Below are 19,156 nucleotides of genomic sequence, written 5' to 3' on the forward strand. Positions count from 1 at the left end.
TTCCTTCTTTGAACGAGCGCCGTTTACCCGAAAAGGGCCAGCACCTCTCCCGCCTTCCCCCGCTTGGCGCCGTTGCAACTGACAAAGCGTTGCACCTGAAAGCGCTCAATCCGCGCAGCATGGTAGGCCTTCTGCGTGAATTCGGTGTCATGATTGGAGATCAGCACGGAGACGCCCCGCTCGGCTAACTGGCGGGCCAATTCGGCCAGTTTCCATTGCTCCGCTTCGCCGAAGCCGCCGGCGCTGTAACTGGTGAAGTTCGACGTCTGGGAGAGGGGCACATAGGGCGGGTCACAGTAGACCACATCGCCTTCACGAGCCATCGCCATTGTTTGCGTGAAGTCCTGGCAAACAAATTGGGCCTCACGGGCTTTCGCCGCGAAGAAGCGGAGTTCCTCTTCCGGAAAATAGGGCTTCTTGTACCGTCCCGCCGGCGCGTTGAACTTGCCGCTGGCGTTGTAGCGGCAGAGGCCGTTGTATCCATGGCGGTTCAGGTAGATGAACAGGGCCGATTTGAGGGCGCCATCGCCCGTGGTGTTAAAGAGTTCTCGAAGCGCATAATACCGCTCCGGACAGTTGTTTGCTTCCGTGAAAAAGGAGCGACTGTATTCGAGGAAACCCTCTCCCCCTGTTTTTACCGTCTCATACAGACGGATCAGGTCGTCATTGCTGTCGGAAAGCAGATTTTCCCGAAAGTCTGTGTTCAGGAAAACGGCGCCGGAACCGGCAAAAGGCTCGATCAGCCGCCTTCCGGCAGGGAGGACGGTCAGGATACGGTGGATGATCCGATATTTGTTGCCAGCCCACTTCAAAAAAGGTCGCTGTCGCATCTACATGCACTCCCTTGATGAGTCTCTTCTTTCGTCCCTGTCGCCTCCATTTCCTCTATTCCCTAAACCGGAAAAGGGCATGACAAAAAAGCCCCCCGATAAACGAGGAGCTTTTTGCGCACAGCCATCAGCGGGCATGCCCAGGACATCATGGGTACAGATCCGCCATCCCGACGGATCCAATCGTAAACGCGCGGAACCTAACGCGCCGGTCGTCTTCCGGCTCTTACGTCGATGTCCCTGTCTTCCGGTTCTCGGCCCCACCGGCGCGAACCAACCAGCCGCTGCCGATGGTGGCGTCCCACATGCGATCGATCCGTTCGCGCAGTTGGTATACGTCAAAAGGCTTCGTCAGATAGCCGATCGCACCCTCTTGCAACGCCTGCTGGATCAGGTTCTCGTCAGAAAAGGCCGTCATGAGGACGACTTTCACATCGGGATTCTGCTTCACCATCTGCAGCATCGCCTGAAAGCCATCAAGCCCAGGCATGCGCACATCCATCAACACAAAGGGAATGCCACACTCTTCCACTTTGCGAACCGCTTCGATACCGTTAACGGCAGTGTATACCTCATATCCGGCGTCCTGGAGGATGATGCGCAACAGCGACCGGACCCCGGCTTGATCATCAACAACAAGAATTCTTTTCCCGACTTCCATTGGAGCTTCACCTCTCGACAAAATCCGACAATCAATTTACAACTTATCATGTATTTACCATTTCTCCTTGCATTCGCAAATTCCTGCCGAATTTTGAATTTCCACCGGGAAAAGATACATTTTTTTCCGAGCTATCTCGCTTTTTTGTCTCCCTTCACTCTTTTGAGGACGATTTTACCGCCTTTTCAGCCGCATTTGTATGTATTCCCTTCACCCGGGCATCGGGACGCTTCAGGCGAATACACCATTCTCCCCCGGATCCAGACCTGGGTGACAGAACTGCGCGTATCAAAGGGATGACCATCCCAGAGGACCACATCGGCCTGTTTTCCCGGTTCCAGGCTGCCGACGAAGGCATCGAGGCCGAGAATGCGGGCGGCATGGAGGCTGATGGCCCGCAGAGCGGTCTCCTCCTCCATGCCGTGGCGCACGGCCAGGCCGGCGCAGAGGGGCAGGTACTGTATGGGGATGACGGGGTGATCGGTCATCAATGCGACGAGGACGCCGGCGCCATGGAGGATGCCGGCTGTCGCCGGCGTGATCTCACGCATCTCCACCTTGGCCCGGTTGACCAGAGAGGGTCCGACCACAGCAGGGACGCCGGCCTGAGCCAGTTCGCCGGCGATCAGGTGCCCCTCGGTGCAGTGCTCCAGCACAGCCTGTAACCCGAACTCCTGAATGATCCGCAAACCCGTGAGCAGATCATCGGCCCGGTGGGCATGGAGCCGAAGCGGGACCTGCCGCGCCAGCAGGGGTTGCAAGGCTTCCCAGCGCAGATCGACTTCAGGCGCTTTGGACGGTTCGCCGGCCGTCTCGGCGCGCCTGCGCCCATACTCGCGCGCCCGGGCGAGGGCCTCCCGCAGCAGCGCCGCCGAGGCCATGCGGGTGATGGGCGCCTTCTTCTGTTCCCCATAGACGCGTTTCGGGTTTTCGCCGAGAGCGGCCTTTACGGCGGCGCTGTTGCAGACAACCCGCTCAGCAAAGGGGCCCGCCGTCTTCATGATCACCGCCTGTCCACCCATGATGTTGGCGCTGCCCGGCAGCACACAGACCGTTGTGACACCGCCGCGCAAGGCGTCGGCAAAGGCGGGATCAAGCGGGTTGATGCCGTCGAGGGCTTGCAGGTGAGGGGTCAACGGCTCCGATGTTTCATTCAAGTCGTCGCCTTCGATCGGCGCTCCCTCTTCGGCGATGCCCACATGGCAGTGGGCGTCGATGAAACCGGGAAGGACCAACCTGCCTGCGCCATCGATCACCTCAATCGGCTCTTCCACAGGAAGTTCCATAGGAAGTTCCGCCGTCAGCCGCTCATGGCCGGGGTCGGGCCCGACGGCGACGATCGCCCCCGCATCCGTAAAAGCAAGAAAGCCGGGGGAATAGTTCTCCCCGGCCAAGGTGATCACATGGGCGCCGCGAATCACTGTTGCCATCGTCGTCATCCCTCCAGCGTGAAGGCCGCGCGGGTTTCGCCGACGACCTGCTTGAGGTTGTTTTTGACGGCGAAGCGGTCATGGGCGGCCAATGCCTGCCGCTGCTCCGGCGACAGGACGCCCAGTTGGCTCAAGGCTTCCAGGATGATGGGGCCAAGCACCTTCATGTTGCCATCTTCCACCTTGGCGGCCAGACCCCAACCCTTTTCCGGCACAGCCAGGGCGTAGACGCCATCGGCGCCGATTTTGGCGACGACGGCGCCGCCGGTGGCTTCCATGAGGTTTGTGTCGAGCCGGCCCGTTCCGGAGATCAAAAAGGGATGGTCGATCATGGCCTGAGCGATGCGGCGGCAAGCCTGTCGCCGTTCGGCTCTCCCGTGGTTCGCCACGCCGAGGCGGGCAAAGGACAGAGCGATGCTCTCCAGGGGCATGCCGTAGACAGGGATGCCGCAGCCATCGACGCCGATGACAACGTCTTCCGGCTTTACGCCAGCCATGTCTGCCACAGCCGCCAGGATTTCCACCTCGGCAGGATGGTTCGGGTCAACGTAATTCTCGATGGGATAGCCCTTGAACGAGGCATAGGCAAGCACCCCTGTGTGCTTGCCGGAACAGTTGCAATGAAGCACAGTCGGCTTCTGGCCGGCGGCCCGCAAGGCGTCGGCTGTCTTGCGGTCAAAGGGGGTATGGGTGCCGCAGGCAAGGGCCGTTTCGGCGAGGCCGATCTTTTGCAGCGCTTCCAAAACGATGCGGCGGTGTTCCTCCTCGCCGGCATGGGAGCTGGCGAAGATGGCGAGGTGCTCGTCACCAAGCCCGAAATGTTCCAGCCCCCCCTGCTCGACGAGGGGCAGCGTCATCAAAGGCTTGGAGGAGGAACGCATATAGGTGACACCCGGCTCGCCCACGGCGGCGATCCGTCGCCCTTCTCCATCGACGACAACAATGGCGCCCCGGTGACGGTTCTCCACCATGGAACCGCGAACAACTTCGACCAGTACTGCAGACATGCTGACTCTCTCCTTATGCTGTATGTTTGTCATCTCAACCGAAAGACCGGACGATGCAGAGGGTCGTATGGGCAGGCTGGGACAGATCGACGACATGCTCATGGCGCAGAGGCATGCGCCGGTCATCGAAGACGATGCGCACGACAGGGCGCGATGGCAGCTTGGCGTTGGCCTTGACGACGACGCCCGTGGCGCCGTTGCTCAGTTGGACCGCCGATCCGATGCGGTAGATGGTGATGCTGTCGAGCAGCGCCTTGACGATCCGTTCAGGAAAGAGGGTGCTGCTGGCGCCCATCAGATACTCGACGATCTCCACCGGGTTGAAGCCGGGGCGGTAATTGCGGGTCGACGTCATCGCCTCAAATACGTCGGCCACGCCGACCAACTGGCTGAAGAGATGGATCTGATCTCCTTGCAACCGGCGGGGATAGCCTGAGCCGTCGAGCCGCTCATGATGCTGCAAGGCGATCAGAGCGATCTCTTCCGGCAGCGCCGTATCCCGCACGAGGGTATCGTAGCCATGCTCCGTATGCTCTTCGATCCGGCGGCGGCTCTCGGGGCTGAGCGCCCCTTCGGCAAAGAGAATCTCCGGCGGCACCTTTTTTTTGCCGATGTCATGGAGGAGGCCGCCTAAGGCTACCATGCGCAGGCTGTCCTCGGACAAACGCATGGTCAGTCCTGTCAGCACCGCCAACACAGCCACATTGACACAGTGTTTGAACGTAAAGGCGTCTGTCGACTTGACCTCCAACAGGTGCTGGACGCGATTGTGTTCCTGGAAGAGATCGCCGAAGAGGGTCAACAGATCGCCCAGTTCGCGGTCATGGCTCCCCTCTTGGGAGTAGTGGACGATGGCGCTGTTCACCTGGACCAGGAGATCCTCCCGCAGCAGGTCGTAAAAGGCCTTCGTCTCCGGCGGTTCCTGATCGCGAAGGGCCGGCGTGCCATCGTGGCTCTTCTCTTCGTTCGCTCCGGCCGCTGCGCGGGTCAATCGACCGTTGGCGGCTTTTGCATTTTTACGGGCAAGCTTGGTCGTCACCTCGACGGATTCGACGCCGAGGTTTTTCAAAAAGTGGATATGTCGTTCATCGAGGACGGTGCCCCGGGGCAAGAGCAAAGCCCCGGTTTTAGTATAGATGGGCTCGTCCAAAATCAATCCTTTTTGGACAGCGTCGACGGTGATCCGGCTCATCAACCCCCACCCCCAGCGGTTTCTCCCCTTTTTTCCATAACTCCCCTACAAGCTTCGGCAAAGAGGTGAAACAATCCTCTTGACTCGGCTTCGCTGTGACACAAATCTTCCGGATGCCACTGCACGGCCAGGACAAAGCCGGCGCCGATCCCCTCAAGGGCTTCAATGATCCCGTCGGGGGCGGCGGCGACAGGTCGCAGGTCGCGACCAACCCGGTCGACAGCCTGGTGGTGGAAGCTGTTGACTCGTCCATATCCAGCAGGATAGATCTCCCGCAGATAGCTGCCGCCGGCCACCTCGATGGCGTGCGAGAGGTACCAGCGAGGAGCCTTCTGCTGGTGGCGCAGGGCCATGGGACGCTGGTTGGGGATATCTTGAATCAGCGTGCCGCCCAGTGCCACATTGAGAACCTGCATCCCCCGGCAGACGGCCAAAACAGGCAGCTGCCGGCGGAGCGCCTCGGCGATCAGGGCGAACTCAAGGGCGTCCCGCTCCGGGTCAACCTCGCCCAGGGCGGCATGGGGCTGCTGTCCATAGCGGGTCGGGTCGATATCGCCGCCGCCGGAGAGGACGATGCCATGAGCCATGTCGAGGTAGTCCCAGGGCGATTCGGCGGCGTCCATGGGTACAGGCCATGCGGTGAGGCCGGCGTCTGCCAGCGCCCGGCAGTACTCTCGGCGAAGGGACAGGCGGCCTCGCTCGAAGGACGGTGTGAGCAACACACGAGGTCTTGCCATCGTCTTTCCCCCTCCTGCTGGACATGTTTTGGGACAAATAGAAAACCCGGGGCAATTCCCGGGTTGTGCAGCGCTTTTAGATGTCGACGAGGCCGAGACTGATCTCCAGCGCCCGCGCGACTTTATCCATCATTTCGTCATCAAGCATGCCGATCTTTTCACGAAGGCGGGTTTTATCGATGGTGCGGATCTGTTCCAGCAAAACGACCGAATCCCGATCCAGCCCGCTGCGGCGGGCTGGCACCTCCACATGGGTCGGGAGTTTGGCCTTGCTGATCTGGGAGGTGATGGCGGCGACGATGGTGGTGGGAGAGTATTGGTTGCCGATGTCGTTTTGAATGATCAAAACGGGTCGGGTTCCTCCCTGTTCCGAACCGACGACCGGGTTCAATTCGGCGTAGTAGACTTCTCCTCTTCGAATGGCCATCAGGATTACCTGGCCAACCTGGCCTCGTAAAGGCGCTCCACATCCATCTCGGCCACAAAGCCTTCAAGCGCAAGTTCAAGGTTGATGCGGGCCATTTCCGCATAGCCCCGGCGCATCTGGTCCCGCATGACCTTGCGCTTGTGCTCGTTCATGTATAAATTCACCGCTTCCCGAATCAGTTGGCTGCGGTTCATCTTTTCGGCCATCAATACCCGGTCCAGTTCGTCCAGCAATGTTTCCGGCAAGGTAACCTGGATGCGTTTCAACTCGGGCACACAGTGCACCTCCCAGGGATAATCCGCCTTCGTACTCCATTATAGTAATTGTGCCCCAAAGTGCGCAAGGGTAACATGGCCCCCTGGCACAGCCAATTTATGGAACGTAAAAACGAGGGACCCGCGGTGAAATGCCGCTGAGGATCTCGTAAGAGATGGTTCCGGTCGCCTGCGCCCAATCTTCGACCGGCGCGGTCCGCCAGGCGCCGCCGGTTGGCCAACGCCCAAAGAGTGTCACCTCGTCCCCTTCGACCACTTCGGCGTCGCCGATATCGATCATGAACTGATCCATGCAAATCCGGCCCACCTGGGGAAAGCGGTGCTCTCCCTTGAAGACGCCGATGCGGCCTGACAGGGTGCGCCGGATCCCATCGGCATAGCCCAGCGGAATCGTGGCGATGCGCGTCGGCCGGGGACAGCGGTATGTACAGCCGTAGCTGATCGGCGTCCCGGCGGCGACCTCCTTGATGAAGACGATGCGGGCTTTCAGCGTCATCACCGGCGCCAAGGAGGCTCCCCCTGGCGGCGGCGTGTCAAAGGGCGACGATCCGTAGAGGGCGATCCCGGCGCGCACCCCGTCGAGGTGGGACTCGGGGAAATCGAGGATGGCCGCCGAGTTGGCCATATGGCGCATAGCGATGTCCAAGCCGGCCTTTTTCAGCCGTCCCGTCGTGGCCAAAAACCGCTCCAACTGTTCCCGGGCAAAGGCTTTGTCGGGAGCGTCGGCAGTGGCGAAGTGGCTGAAGACGCCCTCGACAACAAGGCCCGGCAGACGAGCGATGGCCAGCATCTCTTGCACACCCCCGTCGCCCTGAAAGCCGACACGGCCCATGCCCGTCTCCACCTTCAGGTGGATCCGCGCCGTCCGGCCAAGCCGGACAGCCGCCGCCGAAAGGGCTTCCGCCACTGACCGGTTGTAGACAGCCTGGCTGATATCCTCGGCGACGACGCGGTAACAGGCTTCCGGCGGCGTGTATCCTAAGATCAGGATGGGCTGGACGATCCCGGCGTCGCGCAGTTTTAACGCCTCATCGAGCAGGGCCACGACAAAGCCGTCGACGCCCTGACGGACGGCTTCCCGAGCCAAGGCGACGGCGCCATGTCCGTAGCCGTCGGCTTTGATCACCGCCATCAAACGGGCTTGCGGATTTGTGGCCTGTCGCAAGACCTGTACATTGTGGGCAAAGGCGCTGAGGCGGATTTCCGCCCAAGCCGGTCGCCCATCCATCGGATAGGCGGCAACGGTTTGCCTGCTCCCCTGTGGTTCACCAGAAACTTGATCTGCCCAGGTCAATAACCGGTAATTTTCACTGTTCTCTTCCAGAGCGGTAGCCATGTTGCATCCCCTTACTCGAAATCAGTGACGAGCGCGCGGAGAATATCGGCGCGGGTCACAATCCCGACCAGCTTGCCGGCGCGCAGCACCGGCAAGCGATTGATCTGCTGTTCCGTCATCAGGCCGGCCATTTGCGATACCCGAGCCGCCTCATCGACGGTGATCACCTCGCTGGTCATGATCTCCTCCGCCTTCAGGGCGATGGACTTGCGGAATTCCTCTTCAAAACGCTTGGGGCTTTCCAGGTAGATCATGCCGCCCAGGAGGGAAATGAAGGTGGGATAACGGAGATCCTTGTCCTTCAATAGGAGGTCGCCTTCGGAGATGATGCCGATTACGCTGCCCTGACGGGAAATGACAGGCACGCCGCTGATTCGCTTCTCGATCATCAGTTTGACCACATCGGCGACAGGGGTGTCGGGATAAACGGTGTAGACCTCCCGGCTCATGATTTCAGAGGCTTGCAAATCTTTCGAACTCATCAGGCGCCCCACCTTTCTATCCACTTCGTCCGGTTATTCAGGCCGGCTCCAGTTGCAGCCACGCCTCGGCCAAGCTGTCGGCGATGTCGCCGGCGTGCATGGCGCGCTGGCCGAGACGCCGCGCCGCGAGATCGCCCGCCAGCCCGTGGATGTAAACGCCGAGCGAAGCAGCCCGCTCGACGGCCAATCCCTGAGCGGCCAAGGCGCCGATGATGCCGGCGAGAACATCGCCGCTGCCACCGGTCGCCATACCGGGGTTGCCCGTTGGATTGACGTAAAGATGCCCATCAGGGGTAGCCACCAGGGTGCGGGCGCCCTTCAGGACGATCACACAGCCCCACTCCCGGGCATAGCGAGAGGCGACGCCAAGGCGGTCCGACTGGACATCGGCCGTGGCGCACCCCGCCAACCGGGCCATTTCACCGGGGTGGGGCGTCAAAATGACAGGCCCGCCAGCGGCGGCTAACAAGTCGATATTGCCTGCCAAGGCATGGAGGCCGTCGGCGTCGATGACAACGGGACCCACGGCGCCTTCCAGGCAGGCGAGCAGGAATTCGGCCTGGTCAGCCTCCCGCCCCAAGCCCGGTCCCACGACCGTGGCCGCAAAGGCGCTCCTGTCCCGGTCCTGCAAGGACTGCCCCGTCAAAGCGCCCTCCTTGTCGGGCAGGGACCATGTCATCGCCTCCGGGACCTGCGGCCCCACAAGCGGAAGAATCGCTTGCGGGACAGCCGCCGTCAGCAGACCGACGCCGGAACGCAGCGCGCCCAGCGCCGCCAAAACGACAGCGCCAGCCATCCCCGCCTGACCGCCGGCGAGCAGCAGGTGGCCAAAATCTCCTTTGTGCGCCGTGGCGGTCCGTCGCTTGAGCCAACTCCGGCAAAGGTCTTCTGTCAAAAGGGCGCGAGGGATATGGGTCGTCTCGATCATCTCCCGTGGCAGGGAGATATCGGCCACAACGATCTCACCGGCAACCGATGCGCCCGGTTCGACAGCCAAGCCGAGTTTGGGCATCCCCAGGGTGACCGTGACGGTCGCTCGCAGGCAACTCGAAGGGATCCTGCCCGTGTCGGCTTCCAGCCCTGAAGGGACGTCGACAGCCACAACTGGCAATCCCACTTCGTTGATCATCTCAAAAGCGCGGCCCGCCAATTCCGGTGTCTGCCCGGTAAACCCAGTGCCATAGACGGCGTCGACGACCAGATCCGTCGACAGAATCGCCATCCGCAAGGCGTTCAGGTCTTTGGGGTCCATGAGGGAATAGACCTTGCCGCCCATGCGGTGATAGATGGTCAGGTTGGTCAGCGCATCACCGCGAACCTCCCGTTCGGAAGCCAGCAAAAAAAGCTTCACTTCGGCGCCGCTGTTCACCAGATGCCGGGCGACGACGAAACCATCGCCGCCGTTGTTGCCCTTGCCGCAGAGGAGCAACACCCGTTTTCCCCGGACGCTGCCCGGGAAGCGGCGCGCCACCTCGCGGGCAACCTGGATGCCAGCGTTTTCCATCAGCAACAGGGAGGGTATGCCAAACTCGTCGGCAGCCCGGGCGTCGAAGCGACGCATCTCTTCGGCGGTCACGAGTCGCATCCCATCGCCTCCTCCCTCTTCGCCCGCCAGGCGATCACTGTGGCAATGGCATGGTCCCGATCATGGGAAAGGCTCACCGACCAGCCGTTCCAACCGGATCGGCGCACCCATTCGGCAGCCGAACCGCTGAACCGGATCTGGGGCTTCCCCGCCGGATCGCGCAGGATCTCCATTTCCGTCAAGGTTGGCGAACAACCGGCTGGCAGCGCCTTGATCACCGCCTCTTTGGCGGCAAAGCGGGCGGCAAAAGACTGCCAGGGATTGGCCCGGCCCTCGCACTCGGCGATTTCAGCCGCTGAAAAGACGCGGCGCAAAAAACGCGGATGCCGCTGCGCCGCCTCGCGAATGCGCGCAATCTCCACAATGTCACAGCCCACAGCCATGGAATCCACGGAAAACGTCGCCTCACAGTTATTCGAATAGTATATCCTGAGAATAAATGCCAAAACCCTGTTCCATCCACAGGGTTTTGGCGTTTTTTTACAGCGGGCGAGCCGTCAACTCGGCTTTTTCCCGCTCCGTCAATATTTTGTCCAGATCCAACAGGATGAGCAGTCGTTCGTCCACTTTACCGACGCCTTTTAAGTAGTCGGCAGAGATGGTGCTGATCATCGGCGGCGGCGGTTCAATGGCGCTCTGGGCCATGCGCAGCACCTCGGTGACAGCGTCGACGATGATGCCCACCGTATGTTGCTCCACATTCACGACGATGATGCGCGTATTCGCCGTATGTTCTTCCTGAACAAGGCCGAAACGCTTTTTCAGATCGATGATCGGGATGATCTTCCCCCGCAGGTTGATGATCCCCTCGACAAAAGACGGCGCCTGCGGAATTTTGGTCGGCGTGAGCAACCGGTTGATTTCCTGGACCTGCGTAATCGGCACCCCGTATTCCTCCGTGCCCAGCCGGAAGACGACCAATTGGATCTCGCTCGAATCGCCTTTGCTTTGGCTCATGCGCCCTTCCTCCCTTCACTGCCTGCCGTAACAGGCGATGCGATCCTACACAGCCGCGGTTATTTCGCCCGTCGGTGTTTCACCAGCCGGATGGTATTGCCTTTTTCATTGAAGGTCACTTCATCCATGGCGGCCCGGATGAGCAGCAACCCCCTCCCCGTCTCGCTGAGCAGATCAAAGGCTGCCACCGATTGGGGATCGAAACCGTCGCCTTGATCAGAGACCTCCACCCAAAAGTGGTCTTCTTCGACAGCAAAGCGAAGGGTCACCTCTTTTTCGGGATCCCCCTCGTTCCCATGAACCACTGCGTTGACAAGCGCTTCAATCAGCGCCAGCTTGATGAAGTCAAGGTCCATCGCCTCCCAGGGGAGGGATTTCACCTCGCCGATCACCTGCTCAACCGCTTCTTCCACATGGGTCAGGGAACTGGCGAATCGTAAACATCTTATCGCCGCCATCAGGTACTCCCTTTCTTCGGACGATTCACTTCGTTACCGAAGCCCCCCCCTCCCGAGCCGCAGGCGTTCACAACGCCGCGTCACGGTCCGCATCAAAGGCAACGCATGCCTTTCCCTTCGTCATGAAACTCTTGTCGCCGCTGGTTTGGATCCGTTCTTCCTATTGATTTCTATTCGATTCGTCCCACCAGATATCCTCCAAGGGGATCAGCGGTCGCCGCCTGCGCGACATTCTTGCCTGCAACGTAAGCTTTCCCGGATTTGAGCATGGCTTCTCTCATAAATCTTGCGTTGCCGGCGTCTATCCATAGGCGCGCCTGTTGTTCTACCTGTGTTATTTCGCCGCAAGGGACCGGAATCCTTTTGTCAGTGTGTATTCGCTGTCGAAATCAGAAATACTTGTTGACAGCCTTTGTGCGATGAAGTACATTTTCTACAGATACCCTACCTAGGGTATTGTATCGAAGGAGGTTCCCGATGAACACTCTTGATGACCGAAATACGCTGGAATCACCCCCTTCCCCTGGAGACGCAGACAAAAGCCCCATGCTGCCGGACCGCAACCGGCAAGACCTGATCAACCGCATGCGCCGCCTGGAGGGGCAGGTGCGCGGCATCACCAAAATGATCGAAGACCAACGCTACTGTGTCGATATTCTCTTGCAAGTCAGCGCCGCCCGGGCAGGCCTGCAAAAGGTGGGCCTGTCCATTCTGGAAAATCACACCCGCGGCTGTGTCACCACCGCCATCAAGGAGAATCGGGGCGACGAGATGGTGGCGGAACTGATCGATGTGCTCGATCGGTTTATGAAATAGCAAACCCTACGGAAGGAACGATGTCCATGACGGACGAATCCAGCGGCGCCGCAATCGCCAAAGTGACCCTTCCTGTATCGGGGATGACCTGCGCCGCCTGTTCGAGCCGGGTCGAGCGGGGACTGGGCAGACTCCCCGGTGTGACGACCTGCAATGTGAACCTTGCCATGGAAAAGGCGACCATCGAATACGACCCTGCGGCAACGAGCGTCGAACGCTTCGTGGAAAAGATCGCCGACCTCGGTTACTCGACGCCGGCGGAGCGGACCGAACTCGCCCTCGGCGGCATGTCATGCGCCGCTTGCGCCAACCGCATCGAGCGAAAACTGACCCGCCTTCCCGGTGTTATCAAGGCCTCCGTCAATCTGGCCACGGAAAAAGCAGTGGTCGAACATTACTCCGGCGAAGTTGAGACAGGGGATCTGATCGACGCTGTCGTCGGTCTCGGTTTTCAGGCGCGCCTGGCCGAAGCGGCCGAGTGCGCCGACGACGAACAGGAGGCCCGTCAGCAGCGCTTGCGCCGCCAGTGGCTCCTCTTCGGCGGGTCGGCCGCCCTCTCGCTGCCCATGCTGCTCATCATGATCGGCGAGATGACCGGCCTTGCGCTACCGGCTTGGCTGATCGCCAAGCAGACCCAGTTCCTGCTGGCGACACCGGTCCAGTTTGGCGCGGGGTGGTCCTTTTACCGGGGCGCCTGGAAGGCGCTGAAAAACGGCGGCGCCAATATGGACGTGCTGGTCGCCCTGGGCACATCGGCGGCGTACTTCTACAGCGTCTATTTCACCTTTTTCAGTTCCGGCGCCCATCACACCGATCATGTCTACTATGAGACCAGTTCCATCCTGATCACCTTGATTCTGCTGGGCAAGACACTGGAAGCGGTAGCCAAAGGCCGCACCTCCGAGGCGATCAAAAAATTGATGGGCCTTCAGGCCAAAACCGCCCGTGTCATCCGTGACGGCCGCGAACAGGACATCCCCGTAGAGGCGGTGCTCGCCGGTGATCGGGTCATCGTCCGTCCCGGCGAAAAGATCCCTGTCGACGGCGTCGTTGAGGAAGGCGCCTCGGCCGTCGACGAATCCATGCTGACCGGCGAAAGCCTGCCTGTGGACAAACAGCCGGGCGACAGCGTCATCGGCGCCACCCTCAACAAGCAGGGCAGTTTCAAATTCCGGGCGACCAAGGTGGGCCGTCACACGGCGCTGGCCCAGATCGTCCGCGTTGTCGAGGAGGCTCAGGGATCGAAGGCGCCGATCCAGCGGCTGGCCGACACCATCTCGGGCTACTTCGTCCCAGTCGTCGTCTCCCTGGCCGTCGTCACCTTCCTCGCCTGGCACTTCGTCGTCGAACCGGGCAATTTCACCCGGGCGCTGCTGAACTTCACTGCCGTTCTGGTCATCGCCTGCCCCTGCGCCCTTGGCCTGGCCACACCGACATCGATCATGGTGGGCACCGGCAAGGGCGCTGAAAAAGGCATCCTCTTCAAGGGCGGCGAACACCTGGAAAACGCCCATAAGGTGACTGCGGTCATCCTCGATAAGACGGGGACGATCACCAAAGGCAAACCGGAGTTGACAGACCTGATCGGCGTCGGCAACTGGGCAGGCCGGGAAGCAGAACTGCTGACCATCGCCGGCCGCGTGGAAAAACCCTCCGAGCACCCCCTGGCCGAAGCGATCGTCAAGAAAGCCGCCGAAAAGAATTCGGTCTTGAAGGATCCGGAACGATTCCAGGCGATTCCCGGCCATGGCGTCATCGCTGCCATCGACGGGCGGCAAGCCCTGTTGGGCACGCGCCGCCTGATGGGGGAGCATGGACTGTCCTATCAGGACCATGAACCGCTCATGGAAAAACTGGAGAGCGAGGGAAAGACAGCCATGCTGCTCGCTCTGGACGGCCAAGTGATCGCGGCCATCGCCGTGGCGGACACGGTGAAGGAATCGTCGGCGCAAGCCATCGCCGAGTTGAAGGCGATGGGGATCCAGGTTTGGATGATCACCGGCGACAACCGCCGCACTGCTGAGGCGATCGCCCGCCAGACCGGCGTCGACCATGTCATCGCCGAGGTGCTCCCAGAGGACAAAGCCCGAGAGGTGCAAAAGCGCAAGGACGACGGCCATGTGGTGGCTATGGTCGGCGACGGCATCAACGACGCGCCCGCCTTGGTCATGGCCGATGTGGGCATGGCCATCGGCACCGGCGCCGATGTGGCGATGGAGGCAGCCGACATCACCCTCATGTCAGGCGACCTGCGGGCCATCGCCGCCGCCATCCGTCTCAGCCGGGCCACCATGGCCAACATCCGCCAGAACCTGTTTTGGGCGATGATCTACAACAGCCTGGGCATCCCGGTGGCGGCGGCGGGATTCCTGAGTCCGGTGATCGCCGGCGGCGCCATGGCCTTCAGTTCCGTGTCAGTGGTGATGAACGCGTTGCGGTTGCGGCGGTTTGAGCCGTACTCGTCATGAGCGCCCGCTCACAGCCGATAAAACAGTCCACTATGTCGTCATATTGGCGTCGGGGGAATCCGGGCCGTTCGCTAAGCGTTCCGCGGCGGCTCGCTGGCGCGCCAAAGCTCTGGGGTTTTTCTGCATGTCGATGGCGCGCCGGACGCTCCACCGGCTGCGCTCGCTCTTCGCCGCTCCACGCAAACCGCTCACGTCCCGGATTCCCCCTGGGCGCTCTGCGAAAAGGCGGCTTAAAGCGAGCTATAACGGAACGTGATAGACGCATTATATTTCAAATCAGTGTTTTCAACCCCTGTTACCGTCCGGCCTGACCGGCCGGCAGTATAAAATAGTAAGGAGGGCTCTCTATGACGGATGTTACATTGAAAGTGGAAGGCATGTCCTGCGGGCACTGCAAGGCAGCGGTGGAAAAGGCGCTGAAAGGGTTGCCGGGTGTGGCGACGGTGGCGGTGGATTTGGCCGCCAAGGAGGTTGTCGTCCGCTTTGACGGAACGGTGACCGGAATCGACGCCATCAAAAGCGCCATTGATGACGCTGGGTATGATGTTGTGTCCTAAAGGCTCTGCTTCATAACCGGTTTCTCTCTCCCCCGCCAGCGAACTGGCGGGGATTTTTTGACCATTTCTTTGCCATTCCGGTGGTTGCAGAAGCAATTTCGCATTTTCCCTTGCGCCGTTCTCCAAAGTATGATAAATTCTTTAGTTGTGTGGCTCACGCCACTCCCTGCTCCGCTCATTGAGGCGGGGCCATATGTCCGAAGGGAGGTGCCGATTGTGCGCGAATACGAAGCCGTTGTGCTGGTTCGCCCCAACCTGGAAGAGGAGGCCCTGCAAGGGGTCATGGACAAGTTCGTCAACCTCATTCCCCAACAAGGTGGCGAGATTGTCAAGGTGGACAAGTGGGGGAAACGCCGGCTCCAGTACGAAGTCAGCAAGTTCAAAGAGGCTTTCTACTTCCTCATGAACTTCAAGGGCGAACCTGCTGTCGCCCAAGAACTGGAGCGCGTCATGAAGATCTCGGATGACATCATCCGCTTCCTGGTCGTCCGTAAAGACGAGCAGTAACCCGCCCGCCGGAATCATCCTGCCAACCAGAGGGAAAAGGAGGTTTGAACCATGCACGATAGAGGCGATAAGCCTGAACGCAAAGGCCGCAAGGGACGCCGTCCCCGCCGCCGCATCTGCTTCTTCTGCGTCGACAAGATTGAATCGGTCGACTACAAGGAAGTAGGCAAACTGCGCAAGTACATCACCGAACGGGGCAAGATTCTTCCCCGCCGGGTGTCCGGTTGCTGCGCCAAGCACCAGCGCCAGCTGACCACCGCCATCAAGCGGGCCCGCCACGTGGCCCTTCTGCCGTTCACTGTGAACGAGTAGCCCAAGGGTCTAGGGGAATGTCGTTCTGACTTTCCCGCAGATGATACGTTGGTTATCGCGAAACCGGAGAGATCTCAAAAAAGATCCTCCGGTTTCGTTTTTTAGTAGGTTTTTCCGCCTAAATGTCGAATTTTTTCAACGCATGTATCGCAATGACGTAATGACCATTTTCCCTCAACGGGAGAATATGATGTCGGGAGACACCGCTACACACCTCTAGGCGCCCGCTCCCGGAAAGGAGTGATTCTCTTTGAAACAGCCCTTGGCGTCCGGTTCCGTTCCCTCTGAACCACCTTCCCAGGATGAATCGGGCCTTGCGGCGCCTTCGCCTGCTGCTTCAGAGCCTCTGGAAATGCTCAACTGGGCTGGAGGAAACCGGCGGATTCCCTGGCGAAAGACGGTAGCCCTCGCTTCCGTGCTGGGTATGTCCCTGACAATCGCCGGTTGCACCGATAAACCCGCGCCCCCTCCTCCTGACAATAACCAGGTCAGCGTCGTTCAACCGGCGACGCAAAGCGGCGATGTTCCAAACGGCGCTGTCCAACCGTCTATCGCCGACAACGGTGATGATGAAGACGACGAGGACGATGTTGACGACAACGACATCTTTGTCTACAGCGGAGGCCACTACTTCCCCTATCACAGTTATACCGGTTCCATGGCCAGCAATTCGCTCGTCCGGAGAGATAACGGGACCTATGTGCCCTACACGGGGTCAAAGCACCCCACCTCCTGGACGACAAACCCCGGTTACGTAAAGCCGGCAAAGAGCGCTTCCAAACCGACGACCTCGAGCGGCGTCGGCACGGTGACGCGTAAATCGACCGGCGGTTCCAGCAGCAGTAAACCAAGCACATCGACAAGCGGCGACTCAGGTAATGCGATCCGGAGTTCCGGCAGTTCCAGCAGTTCCTTCGGCTCTTCCGGCTCTACATCAAGCTTCGGTTCTTCCTCTTCGGGCTCCCGGTCGGGCTCATCGAGTTCCGGTTCCTCCTCGAGCGGCGGCTGACTTGACGATATGGAAAGGAGGATTCCCTGTGCAACTCTTCACTGATGTGGATCAAGCCATGGCATCCCTCTCTTTGACAAAAAATGCGCCCCTCTCCGCCGAGGTCGTTGAAGACGTGATCATCCGCCTGGAAGAACAGCAACGCCACTACCTCCTCACCTACTATCCCCGATTCGGCGAACGGCCGGAACACTGGCTGCTTCAGCTCCCCGAAGACGTAGGTCAGTATATGCCCAAAGAACCCCTTGCCCCGACCGTGGAGGCAGCCCTCACGAAATGGCTCCTGCAGCGGTGGGTCGTCGTCGACGGCGATATGGCCATCACACTGGCCGAAGGGCTCTGCGCCCTGGGTCTGTCTTATCTCTGCCTCTATCATCCCGTATCCCCCCAGGAAGAAGCCCACTTTGAGTTCCGTAAGCCCGAATACCAGGGCGCCCTGCTCTTTTAGGGAGGCTTTCGCTTGCGCATCTCCCCTGTTTTGTTCGAAGATCGAGAAGCCTATCTGGATCGCTGGGAAGCGCTCGTCGACCGTTTTGAACAAGACTATACATTCTCCTGGGCCTTTGACGGCCGGGGGCAGCACTTCCTCAACCTGCACGCCCTCGTCCTTACGCCAGAAGAAGATCGGGCGATCCGGGAGGCCCAGGCGCGGGTAACGGAGCTGTTTCATTCCATCGCCCGCTTCCTCGAAAGCAACCCGGAAGCCCTCGACGCCCTCGGGATCCCCGATATCCTGAAGCCGCAATGCCTCAAGCGGCCGCTCCCCTATCTCACCGCCCTCGGGCGCTTTGACTGGTATTGGACCGGCGATGGGCCGAAGCTGCTTGAGTTCAACAGCGAGACGCCCTTTGGCCAGGTGGAGGCCTGCCGGCTGCAACCGGAACTGGCGCGCCTGTTTCACCGGAGCCTGAAAGACCCGAATGCCGATCTGGCCGACCGGATCGGCGAGGGGCTCCGCGAATCCTTCCAGCGTCAAGGCGGAAACAGTGAATCGGTGACAGCCATCGTCGGCTTCTGCGCCGATCCGGAGGAAATGGCCACCCTTTCCCTGATCCGGGAGCTGGCTGACTACCCCTGCCACGCGTTGATCGGCGATGTGCAGGCGCTTTCGGTGAACCACGCAGGGCGGTTGTGCCTGGGCGGCGCGCCGGTGGACCTGCTGCAAAGCTTTTATTCCGTCGAGTGGTATGCTCGCGATCCCGGCGGACCTCAGTTTGTGGACAGTCTCGACCAAGGGCTGCTGCGATTGATCAACCCGCCTTCAACGCTGATCCTGCACTCGAAGGCGCTTTTCGCCCTGCTCTGGTTGGTCGCCCCGCAATTGCCGGCGCCGCTCCGTCAAACACTGGAACGCTACATCCCCTACACCGCCCTCGATCCCGATCCCCTGCTGGGCCGCCCTGCGCTGATCAAGCCCTTGCACAATCGGGAAGGCTTGGGCATCGTTTACACAGAGGCCCTTTCCATTCATGAGGCAAAACGAGATGACGCCGTCTACCAGGAACGGGTCGATGGGATCGCCGTATCGTTTCCAGCGATGCGCAATGGACGGATTCGAGAGCGACGCCTCCTGCCCACCATCGGCGCCTACTGCGCAAAAGATGAATTCGTCGGTTACTATACGCGCCTGAGCCCGCTGATCGTGGGACCCCTGGACGTGTGCTGGGCGCCCACCCTGATTGAATGACACTGACAGGAGGGAGCGATTCCGTTGGTTCCGGAGAACTTTCTCAATGCCCTGCTCTATTTCGCCGTTTCAGCCCTGATCCTGTCATTTGCCGTCTGGGTCTTTTTCCGGGTCACTCCCTATGACGACTCGGAGGAGATTCAAAAGGGCAACGGGGCCGTGGGTCTCACCCTGTTCGCCAAGATGTTCGGCCTCGGCCTGATCCTCTGGTCAGCCATCTCCCACAACGACACCTTGCAGGAGACCGTCATCTGGGGTCTCTTCGGGGCCGCGCTGATGATCTTCTCCTACCTTCTCTTCGATTGGATGACGCCCAAGCTGTCGACGAGAGAAGAATTGCAAAAGGGCAATATGGCCGTCGCCTGGGTCCAATCGGGCATCTTCATCACCCTTGGCGTGATCATCAACGCTTGCATCAGCTAA

24 protein-coding genes are annotated in these 19,156 nt (G+C 60.3%); 9 read left to right on the forward strand and 15 right to left on the reverse strand.

The annotated features are described in order from the left end of the window. Positions 1-23 precede the first annotated feature (23 nt). The 14 genes from GTO89_RS05765 to GTO89_RS05830 all read right to left on the reverse strand — a co-directional run bounded on the left by GTO89_RS05765 (position 24) and on the right by GTO89_RS05830 (position 11,377). On the reverse strand, positions 24-830 hold the full coding sequence (locus tag GTO89_RS05765; protein WP_161261114.1) for a Dam family site-specific DNA-(adenine-N6)-methyltransferase: 807 nt from the start codon (positions 828-830) through the stop codon (positions 24-26). Between the two features lie 226 nt (positions 831-1,056). Continuing rightward, complete coding sequence (locus tag GTO89_RS05770) at positions 1,057-1,491, reverse strand: response regulator (RefSeq protein ID WP_161261115.1); 435 nt, start codon at positions 1,489-1,491, stop codon at positions 1,057-1,059. Positions 1,492-1,676: 185 nt separating this feature from the next. Next, a complete protein-coding gene (locus GTO89_RS05775; RefSeq protein WP_161261116.1) occupies positions 1,677-2,921 on the reverse strand; it encodes an amidohydrolase in 1,245 nt (414 codons plus the stop codon). Between the two features lie 5 nt (positions 2,922-2,926). Next, the gene (locus GTO89_RS05780) at positions 2,927-3,928 is read right to left on the reverse strand and encodes an asparaginase (RefSeq protein WP_161261117.1); all 1,002 of its coding nucleotides are present in this window, start codon (positions 3,926-3,928) and stop codon (positions 2,927-2,929) included. Positions 3,929-3,962: 34 nt separating this feature from the next. Beyond that, a complete protein-coding gene (locus tag GTO89_RS05785; RefSeq protein ID WP_161261118.1) occupies positions 3,963-5,120 on the reverse strand; it encodes an HD-GYP domain-containing protein in 1,158 nt (385 codons plus the stop codon). Then, positions 5,120-5,857: a gamma-glutamyl-gamma-aminobutyrate hydrolase family protein gene (locus GTO89_RS05790; RefSeq protein ID WP_161261119.1), complete on the reverse strand. Its 738-nt coding sequence runs from the start codon at positions 5,855-5,857 to the stop codon at positions 5,120-5,122. The genes GTO89_RS05785 and GTO89_RS05790 overlap by 1 nt, the downstream gene beginning before the upstream one ends. Before the next feature lie 76 nt (positions 5,858-5,933). Then, a complete protein-coding gene (locus GTO89_RS05795; protein WP_012282784.1) occupies positions 5,934-6,284 on the reverse strand; it encodes a type II toxin-antitoxin system PemK/MazF family toxin in 351 nt (116 codons plus the stop codon). 5 nt (positions 6,285-6,289) lie between these two features. Next, positions 6,290-6,559 carry a CopG family ribbon-helix-helix protein gene (locus GTO89_RS05800; RefSeq protein ID WP_161261120.1) on the reverse strand — a complete coding sequence of 90 codons (270 nt, stop codon included), beginning with the start codon at positions 6,557-6,559 and terminating at the stop codon, positions 6,290-6,292. A 97-nt stretch (positions 6,560-6,656) separates the two neighbouring features. Beyond that, complete coding sequence (gene alr / locus GTO89_RS05805) at positions 6,657-7,895, reverse strand: alanine racemase (protein WP_204758173.1); 1,239 nt, start codon at positions 7,893-7,895, stop codon at positions 6,657-6,659. Between the two features lie 11 nt (positions 7,896-7,906). After that, a complete protein-coding gene (locus GTO89_RS05810; RefSeq protein WP_235920266.1) occupies positions 7,907-8,377 on the reverse strand; it encodes a CBS domain-containing protein in 471 nt (156 codons plus the stop codon). Positions 8,378-8,414: 37 nt separating this feature from the next. After that, on the reverse strand, positions 8,415-9,962 hold the full coding sequence (locus tag GTO89_RS05815; protein ID WP_161261121.1) for an NAD(P)H-hydrate dehydratase: 1,548 nt from the start codon (positions 9,960-9,962) through the stop codon (positions 8,415-8,417). Then, on the reverse strand, positions 9,950-10,345 hold the full coding sequence (gene acpS / locus GTO89_RS05820; protein WP_235920288.1) for a holo-ACP synthase: 396 nt from the start codon (positions 10,343-10,345) through the stop codon (positions 9,950-9,952). Before acpS ends, GTO89_RS05815 begins: the two co-directional genes overlap by 13 nt. 97 nt (positions 10,346-10,442) lie before the next feature. Continuing rightward, entirely contained in the window at positions 10,443-10,919 is a 477-nt protein-coding gene (locus GTO89_RS05825) for a chemotaxis protein CheW (RefSeq protein WP_161261123.1), read from the reverse strand. Positions 10,920-10,978: 59 nt separating this feature from the next. Then, on the reverse strand, positions 10,979-11,377 hold the full coding sequence (locus GTO89_RS05830; protein ID WP_161261124.1) for an ATP-binding protein: 399 nt from the start codon (positions 11,375-11,377) through the stop codon (positions 10,979-10,981). A gap of 477 nt (positions 11,378-11,854) precedes the next feature. Between GTO89_RS05830 and GTO89_RS05835 the strand changes: the two genes are divergently transcribed. Together GTO89_RS05835 and GTO89_RS05840 are read left to right on the forward strand one after the other, a co-directional pair. After that, the gene (locus GTO89_RS05835) at positions 11,855-12,193 is read left to right on the forward strand and encodes a metal-sensitive transcriptional regulator (RefSeq protein ID WP_235920267.1); all 339 of its coding nucleotides are present in this window, start codon (positions 11,855-11,857) and stop codon (positions 12,191-12,193) included. 26 nt (positions 12,194-12,219) lie between these two features. Next, on the forward strand, positions 12,220-14,661 hold the full coding sequence (locus GTO89_RS05840; RefSeq protein ID WP_204758172.1) for a heavy metal translocating P-type ATPase: 2,442 nt from the start codon (positions 12,220-12,222) through the stop codon (positions 14,659-14,661). Between the two features lie 30 nt (positions 14,662-14,691). Here the strand turns inward: GTO89_RS05840 and GTO89_RS05845 are convergent, their stop codons facing one another. Continuing rightward, positions 14,692-14,853, reverse strand: coding sequence for a hypothetical protein (locus tag GTO89_RS05845; protein WP_161261126.1), 162 nt, complete (start codon positions 14,851-14,853; stop codon positions 14,692-14,694). Positions 14,854-15,008: 155 nt separating this feature from the next. Between GTO89_RS05845 and copZ the strand changes: the two genes are divergently transcribed. From copZ to GTO89_RS05880, 7 genes are all read left to right on the forward strand, one after another. Further along, positions 15,009-15,218: a copper chaperone CopZ gene (copZ, locus tag GTO89_RS05850; protein ID WP_161261127.1), complete on the forward strand. Its 210-nt coding sequence runs from the start codon at positions 15,009-15,011 to the stop codon at positions 15,216-15,218. A 216-nt stretch (positions 15,219-15,434) separates the two neighbouring features. Beyond that, positions 15,435-15,725, forward strand: a complete 291-nt coding sequence (rpsF, locus tag GTO89_RS05855; protein ID WP_161261128.1) for a 30S ribosomal protein S6 — start codon at positions 15,435-15,437, stop codon at positions 15,723-15,725. 51 nt (positions 15,726-15,776) lie between these two features. Then, entirely contained in the window at positions 15,777-16,037 is a 261-nt protein-coding gene (rpsR, locus tag GTO89_RS05860) for a 30S ribosomal protein S18 (protein WP_161261129.1), read from the forward strand. Between the two features lie 250 nt (positions 16,038-16,287). Next, entirely contained in the window at positions 16,288-17,046 is a 759-nt protein-coding gene (locus tag GTO89_RS05865) for a hypothetical protein (protein WP_161261130.1), read from the forward strand. Positions 17,047-17,074: 28 nt separating this feature from the next. Then, positions 17,075-17,494, forward strand: coding sequence for a hypothetical protein (locus tag GTO89_RS05870; RefSeq protein ID WP_161261131.1), 420 nt, complete (start codon positions 17,075-17,077; stop codon positions 17,492-17,494). A gap of 12 nt (positions 17,495-17,506) precedes the next feature. Further along, on the forward strand, positions 17,507-18,733 hold the full coding sequence (locus GTO89_RS05875; RefSeq protein WP_161261132.1) for a glutathionylspermidine synthase family protein: 1,227 nt from the start codon (positions 17,507-17,509) through the stop codon (positions 18,731-18,733). Positions 18,734-18,757: 24 nt separating this feature from the next. After that, positions 18,758-19,156 (forward strand): DUF350 domain-containing protein, encoded by a 399-nt coding sequence (locus tag GTO89_RS05880; protein WP_161261133.1) that lies wholly within the window; start codon positions 18,758-18,760, stop codon positions 19,154-19,156.

It is taken from the genome of Heliomicrobium gestii (assembly GCF_009877435.1).
Taxonomy (GTDB): domain Bacteria; phylum Bacillota; class Desulfitobacteriia; order Heliobacteriales; family Heliobacteriaceae; genus Heliomicrobium; species Heliomicrobium gestii.